This is a genomic window from Uliginosibacterium silvisoli (genome assembly GCF_036017035.1).
GTDB classification, from domain to species: Bacteria; Pseudomonadota; Gammaproteobacteria; order Burkholderiales; family Rhodocyclaceae; genus Viridibacterium; species Viridibacterium silvisoli.
On record NZ_JAYXHS010000001.1, the window covers coordinates 784,890 to 797,881 of the forward strand.

The 12,992-nt window shown below is 64.8% G+C and carries 9 protein-coding genes; 2 read left to right on the plus strand and 7 right to left on the minus strand.

From position 1 onward, the window contains the following. Positions 1-11 precede the first annotated feature (11 nt). From VVD49_RS03605 to dapA, 5 genes are all read right to left on the minus strand, one after another. On the minus strand, positions 12-4,202 hold the full coding sequence (locus tag VVD49_RS03605; RefSeq protein ID WP_327597758.1) for a P-loop NTPase fold protein: 4,191 nt from the start codon (positions 4,200-4,202) through the stop codon (positions 12-14). Positions 4,203-4,389: 187 nt separating this feature from the next. Then, complete coding sequence (locus VVD49_RS03610; protein ID WP_327597759.1) at positions 4,390-4,611, minus strand: hypothetical protein; 222 nt, start codon at positions 4,609-4,611, stop codon at positions 4,390-4,392. A gap of 92 nt (positions 4,612-4,703) precedes the next feature. After that, positions 4,704-5,888 (minus strand): class I SAM-dependent methyltransferase, encoded by a 1,185-nt coding sequence (locus VVD49_RS03615; RefSeq protein ID WP_327597760.1) that lies wholly within the window; start codon positions 5,886-5,888, stop codon positions 4,704-4,706. Continuing rightward, positions 5,878-6,123, minus strand: coding sequence for an RNA-binding S4 domain-containing protein (locus VVD49_RS03620; protein ID WP_327597761.1), 246 nt, complete (start codon positions 6,121-6,123; stop codon positions 5,878-5,880). The genes VVD49_RS03615 and VVD49_RS03620 overlap by 11 nt, the downstream gene beginning before the upstream one ends. 84 nt (positions 6,124-6,207) lie before the next feature. Beyond that, positions 6,208-7,104, minus strand: coding sequence for a 4-hydroxy-tetrahydrodipicolinate synthase (gene dapA, locus VVD49_RS03625; protein ID WP_327597762.1), 897 nt, complete (start codon positions 7,102-7,104; stop codon positions 6,208-6,210). A gap of 582 nt (positions 7,105-7,686) precedes the next feature. Here dapA and VVD49_RS03630 point away from each other — a divergent pair. Together VVD49_RS03630 and VVD49_RS03635 are read left to right on the plus strand one after the other, a co-directional pair. Then, the gene (locus VVD49_RS03630) at positions 7,687-9,477 is read left to right on the plus strand and encodes a monovalent cation:proton antiporter-2 (CPA2) family protein (RefSeq protein WP_327597763.1); all 1,791 of its coding nucleotides are present in this window, start codon (positions 7,687-7,689) and stop codon (positions 9,475-9,477) included. Continuing rightward, positions 9,478-9,933, plus strand: a complete 456-nt coding sequence (locus VVD49_RS03635) for a GNAT family N-acetyltransferase (RefSeq protein ID WP_327597764.1) — start codon at positions 9,478-9,480, stop codon at positions 9,931-9,933. It abuts the gene before it with no gap. 75 nt (positions 9,934-10,008) lie between these two features. Here VVD49_RS03635 and VVD49_RS03640 read toward each other — a convergent pair whose 3' ends face one another. Beyond that, positions 10,009-11,454, minus strand: a complete 1,446-nt coding sequence (locus tag VVD49_RS03640; protein ID WP_327597765.1) for a cation:proton antiporter domain-containing protein — start codon at positions 11,452-11,454, stop codon at positions 10,009-10,011. 74 nt (positions 11,455-11,528) lie between these two features. Beyond that, positions 11,529-12,992 carry a glycosyltransferase gene (locus tag VVD49_RS03645; protein ID WP_327597766.1) on the minus strand — a complete coding sequence of 488 codons (1,464 nt, stop codon included), beginning with the start codon at positions 12,990-12,992 and terminating at the stop codon, positions 11,529-11,531.

Sequence of the window (12,992 nt, forward strand, 5' to 3'; positions counted from 1 at the left end):
GCCCTGCGCCCCTAGCGCACCGCGATGCGCTGCACGCGCTCGATGAAGCGGCCGATGGCATCGACCTCGGGCCAACCAAAGCGCTGCCTGTGTGCCTCGATGAAGCGGCCAAGCTCGCTCCCCGTGCCGGTCACCTTGCCGCCTTCGGTCATGATGTCGGGGCCTAGGGGAAGCAGCAGCTGCTTGAGAGCGTCGGGCGATACGTGATGAATCGCCGCCAGTGCAACGACATGCACGTCGCGCGTCGGTTCTATGGTCTGGCCTTCGTGCTGCAGGGCCTCGACATCTTCCTTCTCGTAGATCGCGAACAGGCGAGCCCGATTGCAGAAGCGCTTGATGCCACGCGGTGTTTCGTCGTGCATGCGGACGGCATCAAGCCAGATCTGCAGTGCTTCGCGGAACTCTTCGGAATCGCGCGTACGCAGGGCGCCACCCAGCGCCAGCGTGACACGCTCCTGCAGTACGCGTGAGCTGCCCACGGCAAGCAACACCAGCAGGATGGTCACGACGAGCGCGAGCTCGCGCCAGGGCCATACCGTCGGTGACGACACGCCCAGGCCTACATCGCCACCTGCACTCGGCGCATTGCCTGCGCCGTTGGGCGCGGCAGGCGTTGCAAGGGGCCTGGACGCAGAGTCGCTGCCGGGCGGTAGCAGTGATGCGCTACCGTTCTCCACCGGTGCAATCTTCAATGCTGCGGGCAGGCGATAGTTGTTGAGCAGCCTCCCCATGCTCACGGCGGCCGTCGCCGCTCCGATCACACCGGCTACCACGATGACGCGGACCAGCCAGGGGCGCAGCATGCTCCACCACTGCGCAAGCATGCGGCGCTCCGCCTCCTTCTGTGCGGCGGCCCGACTTTTCGCCTCCGCCCGCTGGATGAACAGGCCGAGGCTCTCCTGGGCATTGGCAATCGGCACCGGCAACTCGATGTGCACGAGCTTGCGCAGGTACTTGTCGGCGTAGTCGCTTTCGGCATTGGTTGCAGAATTTCCGGCAGGCGCCCGGATACTCGCCTTGACGCGCTCCATCGCCATGCCCAGCACGACGAAGCAACGCCCGACGTCGACGAGATAGTTGGTCAGCTCCATGATGCCGTTGACTGTGTCTGCATTACAGCGATCGATATCGTCGACGAAGATGACGAGGCGCCCATCGAGAGCCTCGGTGAGCAGGCAGTACTCCCGCCGGTAGTGTTCGATCGCACCTGTCGCCTCCTTGCCGCCATCGGCAGTCGGCGCCGTACCGAAGATATTGCGCAGTGGGCGCAAGACTTCCAGCCCGTACACGGTCATGCCCTTGGTGAACAGGATGCCGAGCAGGCCCAGCAGCGGCACGATGAAATGCTCCAGCGCAGGAAATAGTGGCGGCACGGGAATGGGCTCGGCCGCCTTGAGGATCGCCTCGCGTTCGCTTGGCCACAAGGTGAGTCCCGTCCCCTTCTCGATTGTCACCAGCAGCTGCTCCGGCTGCTTGAAGACGCATCTGTCCGCGTCGGCGATATTGCGTGTGTCGCCGCAATGACGTGGCTGACTCTCCTCCTGATCTGACTGCCACACCAACGCATTGCGCATGTACGTCAGCACTTCGGGGCGAATCTGGGCGCGCGCGGGTGCAGCAGGCGACGACGGTACGGAAGAGGGCTCCGCCTTCGGTGCGGATTGCGCCGCCGCTGGTTTCGCATCGACGGCCTTGAGCTTCTCGATGCTCTTGTCGGTGATGACCACGCGTTCCCATTGCAACGTCTGATGCGCGATCCACCATTTGAAGCGCTCCCAGCGATCGGGCTGGCGCGAGAAGTCACCGACAGCGACCAGCACGACGAGTGGAATCGCGATGCACACGAAACGATAGAACGCGCTGCGTCCCCAGATCAGTTTCGAGCGCACACGCAGCGCTGCAACCGGCTGACGGAAAAAGGTCGGCACACCTTGCCTGCGCACGACGTTGAACAAGGCCGTGAGCTGACGCCCCTCCTGCTGGTGGTGCCAGGCATTGAACCAGGCCGTGCGATAACCCTTGCTGGCCATCTCGGTCTGCAGCATGCGCATCATCGACGATTTGCCGCTGCCCCATTCGCCCGAGATGGCCAGCGTGATACGCGGCTCGGTTGCCTCGTTGCTGAGAAAGGCGGCCAGCGCTTCGATGGCAGGCCGATAGCCGAGGCGGTCGTTCTCGATATGTGTGACAGGTTGGTCTGAACTGAGGCTGGCGGCCGGGCCTTCCACAACATCCTGTTCCTGATTGCGACTGCGCATATGGCGCGGCACCAGCACGATGAGCGCAATGCCGCCGAGTATCAGCAACAACCAGAACCACGGCGCGGGGTAGCGCTTGTAGAGGGCCGACTCGCGCCAGCGCACGCCGCCGTCATCGGTCAGCAGCACCGTGCCGTAGGCGCCCAGGGCCCGCCCGGTCTTGCCGTTGGCGTCCATGCTGATATGCCATAGCCAGCTACGCGTCTGCGTGCTCTGCTGCTGCCAGCTATTGCCGCCGTCACGCGTGGCAAAAATGTTGCCATCCGCACCGGAAATCCAGCCCCGCTGGTGATCGGCAAGGAAGAACGCAGACAACAGCCAGGCCTGCGTGCTCGGTGCCGCGCTGCGCCAGTTCTTGCCGCCATCGTCCGAGCGCTCGGCCTTGCCGATTCCCACCCGCCAGCGGAAATTCCCGTCCATGAAGCCGAAGGGACTCTTCACCTCGCTGGCTGGCAGCTTCGTCTCACCGACGGAACTCCAGCTGATGCCGCCATCATCCGTCACGAACTGGATGTTCGCGGAGCTGACCGCATCACCGTCTTCGCCATTGTCCTTGAAGCGGGCCCACAACAGATTGGCACCACCGCCTGGCGTCATGGCGCGCCAGCTCGCGAGCCCCCGCCCGCGCAGCACCGTGCCGCCATCTCCGACCGCAAGACAGTCGTCGAGCGAGTCGTCGCACTGCACGGCCATCAGATCGGCGCGACGTCCGCTATCGACGTTGCGCCAGGTCTTACCCAGGTCGGTGCTGTAGCGGATCTTGCCGTTGTTGCCGACCAGCACGAGGCGCTGGCTGTCGCTCGACACCTGCAAGGCCTGCGGGCGGAAATCGCTCCATTGCACGAGCTGCGTCGTATCCTTCGATGGCGCGCGCTCCACGCTGAGTGCAGCGCCTGACGCGCTGTTCTCGATGAACCAGATGTCCTTGCCGCCGTTGCTCATCAGCCCCCGGGCAGTGCCACGAAACGCGATGGCGCGATCGGCCCCCAACGCCGGCTTCGCATCCAGCATGCCGAGACTGCCGAGCGAGCTTTCCGTCCAGGTGCGCCCGCCGTTTTCGCTGACGCGCGTAGCCGCAGCGCCACGCGCGGTGCTGGCCGGGAAGATCCAGCCGCGTTTGCCATCGGCCGAGAAAACGACTCCGCCAAAGTCATTGCTCGCGCCCGCATCGACCACGCTCCAGTTGCGGCCGCCGTCCTTGGTCATGAGCACCGCACCACCGTTGCCAACCGCCCAGCCCTGATCCGCATCGATGAAGAACACTGCATTCAGGTCGGCCTTCTCCGGGGCGATGCGCGGCGACTCCGGCAGGGCCGGCCGGGGCGGGGCGGGCGCCTGCACGGGTGCGACGCCTTTGGAGGGCGGGCGCCTGGGTACGTCGACAGCTTGCGGCACGGCCCCCTGCGGGTCGACCTGCTGCGCATCGGCAGCTTGCTGCTGCATCGGCGACTTGTTCAGGGGATAGGCGGACTTGTCCGGCGCGATAGCAGCCTGCGCGGAACTGATCAGGCTGAAAGAAACGTTCGCGGGTCGCGGAGGTGGCTCGGGGTGTTGCTGCGTCCAGTGCAGACCCGCGTCTTCCGAATGCAAGATCAGCCCGCTCTCGCCGACAGCCCAGAGCAGCTGCGTGCCAGGCAGGCGATGCACGTCGCGCAGATTGCCGCGGATCAGGTCGCGCTTGAACGCATTGCGCTCAAGCGGGTAGGCCCACCATGCTGGATTGCCCAGATCCCAGTTGGCAACCGGTCGCAACATATCGGGATGTGGAGCCTGGCGTGGCGCCAGCACAGCGGCCACCACCAACAGAACCAGGGTCACGACAATACCGGCCAGGGGCGCGTTGCGGCTCATCGGACCGGGCCGCGTGGTGCGTACGCGCCCGCCACGCGGTGCGTCGTCGCCTTTCATGGGCGGTCGCTGCGCTGTCTTGCTCTGCTTTTCCATGCGGCACGACCTCCCGGTCCTCGGCAGCCGCCGTCTTGTCGTGACTCGGCAGGGCCGGTACGCGCAGCGGAATCACCGGATGTTAGGAAGCCGGACCGGGGAATTCAACCGGACTGATGGACAATCAGCCGCTGCGCCTGGGGGCAATGCACACGGGAAGCCCCTCGCGAGAAGTCAGCCCCCGCGGCTACTCCTCGCCCACAGAGATCGGCGGATCCTGATGCGTCCCATGCTCGCCTACCGGTCTCTTCGGCAACTCGCCTGGCTTGTGAGGCTTCTCGTTATAGCGCAGACCTTCTGGATTGCTCTCCGTCGCGTAGGCGTCGTCCTGTCCCCAGCCAACGTTTGGACGTTCGCTGCCAGCAGACGGGCTATCGCTTTGTTCGGGAGTGGGCTTGGTAGTGCTCATGATGTGCTCCTGCGGGGCCGGGTCGGTGAACAAGCATGTGCCGCAAACTTCGCGCCCGCTCGCTTGCACCGCCCTCACCTCTTCAGCCTAGCTCAGCGCGCAGCGAGTTGCCGGGCGAAGTCGGCAGGCAGAAAACAGCTCTCCAGCGCGCGCTGGGCGAACAGGAAACGGCCGTCACAGACAAAGCCCAGCTCGGCCCAGTCGACCGCATTGAGCAACTCGGCCGCGCGTCGCACATCGCCTCCCGCATCGCGCGGGAAAATTGCCAGCACCGAGCCATCGTAGTCCTTGCAATCGTGCACAAAGAACGGCTTTGCCTGTCGCGTCTTGCAATTGACATAGATGCGCGGCGCGTCGGACTTGTGATGATCGCGCCCCCAATGCCACCAGTTGTCTTCATCGAAGTGGCGGATGCGGCGCGCCAGCAACGCATCCTTGTGCGCAACAAGATGCGGGTGCTGCACGTCGTAGATCATGCGTCGCGTTTCGCCCGTGGTCGCCGTTTTCGAGCAGACGAAGTCGACATTGCCATCCGCGTGGGCGAATACTTCGTCGCGCCCCGACACCGCCCCCACCTTCACGCTGAACAGCGAGGCAAACGGCAGCGTGTAGTCGCCGCCGAGAAAAACCAGCTGCCCATTGTGGCAATCGAACAGGCGGCCGTCGTGCATGCGGCGGTCCATGCGACCCTTCTCGAAACGGAAGATCGCCGTATTGGGCAAGGCGCCATCGAAGACGCGCGCATCGCCCAGATCGATGAAATCCGTGATCGTGCCCTGTTCGAACAGCTCGCGATTGAGCTTGCGCGCCGCCGTCGCCTTGATGAAGTCGCGCGGCACGATGAAGATCAGCTCGCCACCGGGCGCGAGATGCCGCAGGCATTTCTCGATGAAGAACAGCGAGAGGTTGCTGCGCGCATCGAACAACTGCATGTCGAGCTTGGCACGCGTCGCAGCGCCGATATCCTGAAAGCGTACGTAAGGCGGATTGCCGATGATGGTGTCGAAGACCTCCGTCGCCGGAAAGTCGAAGAAATCCATGACGCGGGCGCCCTGGGGTGCCACGCGCGCATCGAACTCGATGGCGACGCAACCCGTTATACGCGACGAGAACGCGCCATCACCGCACGAAGGCTCCAGCGTGCGGCCACGATTGCGACGCAGCGCCAGCATCTTCGCGACCACGGCCGGCGGCGTGAACACCTGGCCCAGCGCCGCCACGTCGAGCCGCCCGGGGCGTTCCCGTTCGATTGTCGCTCCCACGGCATCAAGCGCCATCGGCACCCACCACCCTGATCGTCTCGCCCGCGCCGAATTCACCCGCCGCCACCTCGACCACGCAACCTGCGCGCAACTTGCGCGTCTTGCGCGTTTCCAGCTCACCGTCCACGCTCACCGCGCCCTCCGCCACCATCATCTTCGCGATGCCGCCCGACGGGGCGATGGCAAGCAGCTTGAGCAGCTTGTCGAGTTCGATGTATTCGGAGTTGAGGGTAAAGGTGTGGTGTGCCATGGCGCGCTACCAGCCGGGAGAACGGTGTGGGCGGGATTATCGCCCATGTGCGTCCACCCCGGCAGATGGCAATGCACTGCGTGGTCAGCCAAGGGCTTTCCAGGCCGCCTGCACGCGCGACAGGCATTCCGCACTAGCAGGCAGCAGCGGTAGCCGCACTTCGTCGCGCATCCTGCCCTGCGCAGCGAACAAGGCCTTGATCGGGCCGGGGTTGGGTTCCGCGAACAGGGCGGCGATCATCGGTTGCAGGCGCTGCGCGATCAGGCGTGCTTCGTCGAGGCGCTGGTCCTTGAGCAGGGCATGCATGCGCACGTAGAGATCGGGCCGCACGTGCGCGGCAGCGCTGATCGCGCCATGACCGCCGAGGCACAGCACGGAGAAGATCTGAGCGTCATCGCCGGCCAGCACCTTGAGCCGCGTCCGCGTGATCAGGGCATGGAGCCGTTCGAGACTGGCACCGCACTCCTTGATCGCGACGATGCGCGCATCGGTCGCGAGCGCCTGCACGGTGGCGAGGTCGATACTGGCGCCAGTGCGATAGGGAATGTTGTAGAGGATGACCGGCAGGTCAGCCGCTTCGGTGATGGCTTCGAAGTGTGCGCGCATACCGTCCTGCGAGGGGCGCAGATAGGGCGGCACAGCGACGAGCAGCGCCGCAGGTTGCAGGCCTGCCAGTTCGCGTGCCCAGGCAACCGCAGGGGCAGTGGCGATCTCGGCCATGCCGATGCCGATCGGGTAGTCGGGCCCGAGCGCTTCGCGCAGGCTGCGGAAGACGGCGAGTTGTTCGTCCTGCGACAGCGACGAGCCTTCACCCGTCGTGGCGCAGGCGATCAGGCCCTTGATGCCGTCTGCCGCCAGGCTGCGCGCGAGCGCTTGCAGCGCCTCATGGTCGATGGCGCCGTGCCTGAACGGCGTGACGATGGGCACCCATATGCCTTCGAACAGGGAGTTGCGGGTTGTTGCCGGATTTGCTGCTGTCATGTCATGCCTCGTTTCGATGCGTTGGAATGTGCGCAAACGTAGTCGTCTGCGCGGCTTTCCGGCGGGCATTGCGAACGGGGGGTGATGCAGAACAGCGGTGGAGTGTGATCCCGTCGGCGCGTGCCCGACGGGAAACGACCCGTCAGACGCGGGATCGTTTTTTCGATTTCAGGATGCTGACCATCTGTGCGACGACAGATGCGCAGACGGCGAGCGGGCGCGACGCCAGCGGCGCGTCGGCAATACTCGTCATCAGTGCGGCAGGTCGTGACATGGATGGGCGGAATCTGAAACCGGACTTGCATGCTGCGGGGAAAGTAGCTCGGCGGTCAATAGCGCATGCTGTTCAAGGCGCGATGCTTGCCGTTCCCTCTCCCCAGCGGGGGCGAAGCTGGGGACTCGCGGCGTATCACTTCGCGCGTGCGAAGCCGCTTACCCTCACCCGGCCCTTCGGGCGACCCTCTCCCCCGCCGGGGAGAGGGTCGCCACCCAGGCTCATCGAGTGCGACGATCGCCTTCACAGGCGCAGCTGTTAGCATGGCATTCGATCCGCAACACCCACACGCTACGACGGAATCCACCATGCTCAGCCAGACTGCCATCTTCCTCGCCGCCGCCGTCCTGATGGTGCCCATCGCCCGCAAGCTGGGGCTTGGCGCGGTGCTCGGCTACCTTGCCGCGGGCGTGCTGATCGGGCCTTGGGGCCTACGCCTGATCGACGATGTGGAGGCCATCCTGCATTTCGCTGAATTCGGCGTGGTGTTGTTTCTCTTCGTCATCGGGCTCGAGCTGCAACCCTCGCGCCTGTGGGTGCTGCGGCGTCAGGTGTTCGGCCTCGGCAGTGCGCAGGTGCTGGCCAGCATGGCGGCGATTGCCTGCATCGCGCTGTTCGGCTTCGGGCTGGGCTGGCGGGCGGCCCTGATCGTCGGCCTGGCGCTGGCCATGTCATCAACCGCGCTGGTGCTGCAGTCGCTGGCCGAGAAGCAGCAGCTCACGGCACGCCACGGCCGCGATGCATTCGCCATCCTGCTGTTCCAGGATCTGGCGGTGATTCCCATCCTCGCGCTGATGCCAATGATGGCGGGCGGCAGCGATGTGGACTTCGAGGTGCTCGCGCTGTTCAAGGCAGTCGCCATCATCGCTGCCGTGATCTTCGGCGGTCGTCACCTGTTGCGGCCCGCCTTCAAATGGATTGCCACGCTGGGCAGTCGCGAGACCTTCACGGCGGCTGCGCTGCTGGTGGTGATCGGTACGACCCTGCTGATGGAAGTGGCCGGCCTCACTGCCTCGCTCGGCGCCTTCCTCGCCGGCGTGCTGCTCGCCGATTCGGAATACCGTCACGAACTCGAAGCCGACATCGAGCCCTTCAAGGGCTTGCTGCTCGGCCTGTTCTTCATCGCCGTCGGCATGAGCGCCAACCTCGGCCTGCTGCGCACTGAAGCCCTGCCCATCCTCTCGATGGTGTTGCTGTTGATGGCGGTGAAATTCGCCGTGTTGTACTGGCTCGGTCGCGTCACGGATTGCTCCAACAAGAGTTCGCGAAAACTGGCCGTGGCGCTGGCGCAAGGCGGCGAGTTTGCCTTCGTGCTTTTCCAGCTGGCGCGCCAGCATGATGTGCTGAGCAGAACGCAGACCGACTGGCTGATCGTGCTCGTCACCCTGTCGATGCTCGCCGCGCCCCTGCTGTTCGTCATCGAAGACAAATTCCTCGCGCCGAAGTTTGACGACAAGGGCGCGCAACGACCTTTCGACAAGGTGGAGGAGACGAGCCAGGCGGTGCTCATCGCCGGCTTCGGCCGCGTCGGCCAGATCGTCGCGCGTCTGCTGGCTCTGAAGAAAATCACCTTCACCGTGCTCGACGCCAGTGCCACGCACGTCGACTACGTACGCCAGTTCGGATCCAAGGCGTACTACGGCGACGCTTCGCGGCTCGACGTGCTGCATGCCGCTGGCATTGAACACGCAAAGATCTTCGTGCTGGCCATCGATGATGTGGAAGCGTCGATCAAGACGGCCGAACTGGTACGCCGGCATTACCCCAACCTGCCCATCTACGCACGGGCGCGCAACCGCTTCCACGCCTACAAGCTGATGGATCTCGGCGTGAAGATGCTGGTGCGCGAGACCTGGCACGGCAGCCTCGCGCTGGCAGGACAGGTACTGCAGGGCATGAAACTGCCCAAAGGCGAGGTGGACGCAGCCATCGCGCGCTTCGTGGAATTCGACGAGTCCAACCTGAAGCGCCAGCACGCCGTGTACCAGGACGAAGAGGCGCTGGTGCAGACCGTCAAGCAGGCGGCCGACGAGTTGCGTTCGCTGTTCGAGGCGGATGCGGCGGAAGCGGCGCGCGAGGCCAATCGCGAGGCGGCGTAAATGCAGACACGCCTCCGGCCCGCTACGCCTGAGGACTTCGCATTTGCATTCGAAGCCAAACGCGAAGCGCTGGGGCCGCACATCCGTGCGCGCTGGGCGTGGAACGAAGACTTCCAGCGCGAGATCCACGGCCAGCGCTGGCAGGAACGTCCGTGGTTCATCATCGAGATCGATGGACTGCCGATCGGCACGCTGTCAGTCGAAGAGCACGCCGATCACATGCGTTTTGGCGAGTTCTACCTGCTGCCGGCCTGGCAAGGTCGAGGCATCGGCTCGGATTTACTGCGCGCCACCCTGCGGCGCGCCGATGAGTTGGCGTTGCCAGTGAGGCTCGAGTACCTGCAATGGAATCCGGTGGGCAGCCTCTACCTGCGCCATGGCTTCAAACAGGTGTCGGAGAGCGCGACACACTTCTTCCTCGTGCGCGAGCCGGGCACTGCGTATCCACAGGACTGAGCACTGCCCTGATCCTTTCACACAGACAAAAAAAAGCCCGGCAACCGCCGGGCTTTTCCATTGCCTCGTGTCAGCTCAGGAATGCTGCGCCCGCTGCACATCCTGCAACGGTGCGGCGGGCTCGTCACCGAAACCGCGTTTGCCCATGATGAGATTCAGGATCGGCGTGGTGGCGAAGGTTGTGACCAGCGCCATGATGACCAGCATGGCGAAGAGCTTGGGCGAGATCACGCCCATCTCGAGGCCGAGGTTGAGCGCGATCAGCTCCATCAGCCCGCGCGTGTTCATCAGGATGCCGATGGCACCCGCTTCGCGCCAGCCCATGCCGACCAGTCTGGCAGCGATGAAGGAGCCGCCAAATTTGCCCGCCGTGGCGACAGCGATGATGGCGAGCACGGCCAGCCAGTCGGCCGTCGTATGCAGCAGGCCGACCTGGGTACGCATACCGGTGAAAGCGAAGAAGGCGGGCAACAGCAGCACGACCACCACGTCTTCCATGCGCAGGCGCACCTGTTCGGCAAGGCGGCCGTGGTGGGGCATGATCGCGCCGAGCAGGAAGGCACCGAACAAGGCGTGGATGCCGATGAATTCCGTCGCCGAGCCTGCCAGCAACAGCGCGATGCAGACGACGGCCAGCACGCCTTGCGACATCGGCGCGGTGTTCTTCTCCTCACGCTCGGCGAGCTTGCGCATCAGCGGGCGGGCGATCCAGAACATGGCGATGATGAAGACGATGGACAGGCCGATGGTCCAGGCGATGCCGGCCGTCTTGGCAGAGGCCACGCCGGCGACGAAAGCCAGCAGGGTCCACGCCGTTGCATCGTCGACGGCAGCACAGGCCAGGGCCAGCGTACCGATGCGCGTGCGCTGCACGCGGCGGTCAGTGAGGATGCGCGCCAGCACCGGGAAGGCCGTGACCGACATCGACACGCCGATGAACAGCGAGAACACGGTGAAGCTCACGTCGGCCGTCGCATAGAGCGGGTACAGGCCCAGCGCCAGCACGGCGCCCAGCAGGAAGGGCGCGATGATGCTGGCATGCGAGATCACGACCGTCGCCTGGCTGCTCTGTTTGAGGATCTTCAGGTCCAGCTCCAGCCCGACAAGGAACATGAACAGCACCACGCCGAACTTGGCGATGATGCCGATCAGCGGCGCGGCCGCTGCGGGCAGGACGAAGTTCTGCAGCTCGGGCGAAAAGAAACCGAGCAGCGACGGCCCGAGCGCGAGGCCGGCGAGGATTTCACCGATCACCGGCGGCTGGTTAAGGAAGCGCTGGAACAGCAGGCCCGTGCCGCGCGCTGCAATGGTGATGATGGCCAGCGCGAACAGCACATGCGCCAGCGGTTCGGTGGTCAGGCCCTTGGCGGCCGTCTCGTGCAGAACGGCCGGCATGCCTGCCGGCAAAGTCAGGCCACCCGCGCGGATCACGAGGTAACCGATGATGGCGAAGGCCAGCATCACGAGATAGAGCACAACGAGACGTACTACGGGGTTTTCGGTTCTTTTGGGGGGCGACACGGGACGGCTCCACGATTGCTGTTTGCGCGTGATGGTACCGGCTGCCCGTTGCCATCGGCAACCGCGCAGAGCCGTCAGTTCTGATGCAGTGCTTCGATGCGCGCAACGATCTGCGCAAGCACGCCGGCTTCGTCTGCCATCGACGCCCTGACGCGCTGGCACGCCGCACTCACCCCCTCGTCGTCGAGAAGACGCCCCAGCACGGCAGCCCACTTGTCTGCAGAAGCGGTGGCTGCAAGCTGCGCGCCGCAGCCGAGACGCGCCACACGCGCAGCATTGTCGAACTGGTCGTGCGCGAAGGGCGTGATCAATTGCGGCACGCCTGCGTGCAGGGTCTGCGCGGTCGTGCCGATGCCACCGTGATGCACGAAGGCGGCGAGGCGCGGCACCAGCGCATCGAAGGGCACGTAGCGCGCGTGATGCACGAACGCGGGCATGGTGCCACCGTGCCACGGCATCTGCTCGTCGAACGGCGTGATGAAGACAGCGCGCCTGCCCAGCTGCTCGCAGGCGCTCAGTGCCCGCTCGAAGAAGGGTTTGCCGAAGGCCATGGCCGAGCCAGGGGTGAAACCGATAGGGGCTTCGCCTGCGGTCAGAAATTCTTCAAGAGTCCTCGGGAGTTTATTTACGTGCCGCTCTATCAATCCGTCATTCCCGCGAAAGCGGGAATCCAGTGGCGTCAACGAACCGGTGTCAACGCCGCTGGATTCCCGCTCCAACCCTCTCCCCCAGCCCCTCTCCCGCACGCGGGCGAGGGGAGCGTCGTGCAGCTTCGCTGTACGTAAAGCTGGCGGGAATGACGGTACTTCGGGCTCGATATCGGCGGCAGGTGGATTAGATACTGCCTGCCACAAAGGAAACCCCGTCGTGATGCTATTGACCGGCCAATCCGCCTGCGGCGCGCAGAACCACTCGGGCCACGCACAGATCACGGATTGCGGCGAATGCTGCCAGCGGCTGAAGACTTTCTCGACCGGTGACAGACCAATTTGTCCACGCATGACATTCAGATCATCGCGCACCACGCCATCAAGGAACTTGCGCTCCATCCAGTTCAGGAACATGCGGCGCCAGCCGACGGGTAGATACTCAAGCCAGTGCCCCAGCCCCGGCAAGCGCGGGGGCGCGTCGGCCGAAAAGACGCAGCTCGGCGACAGGTGCACGGTTGCGGCAGGAAGGCTAAGGCGCTCCTGTGCGAAGCGCACGGACCAGGCCAGCGTGCTGCCGACGAGTACCGTGTCTCGACGGATGTTCTGCTGCAGCAGCTCGAAAACCGGCAGGATCTGGTCCTTCGATTCGCGCCATACGGCCTGGAAGGCACGACGCGGATGCCACAGGTCTGTCTGCGCGATCGCGCGCTGGTAGTCCTCAAGTGTGCCGACCGGGATGAAGCCAAGCCCTGCCTGCGCAACACGTTCAGCGAAGTAGGCAGAGGTGACGATGTCGACTTCGTGGCCCCGCGCGACGAGCGCCTGGCCGATGGCGAGAAATGGGTGAACATCGCCCGCACTGCCGACGGCTTCTATCAGTACGTGCAT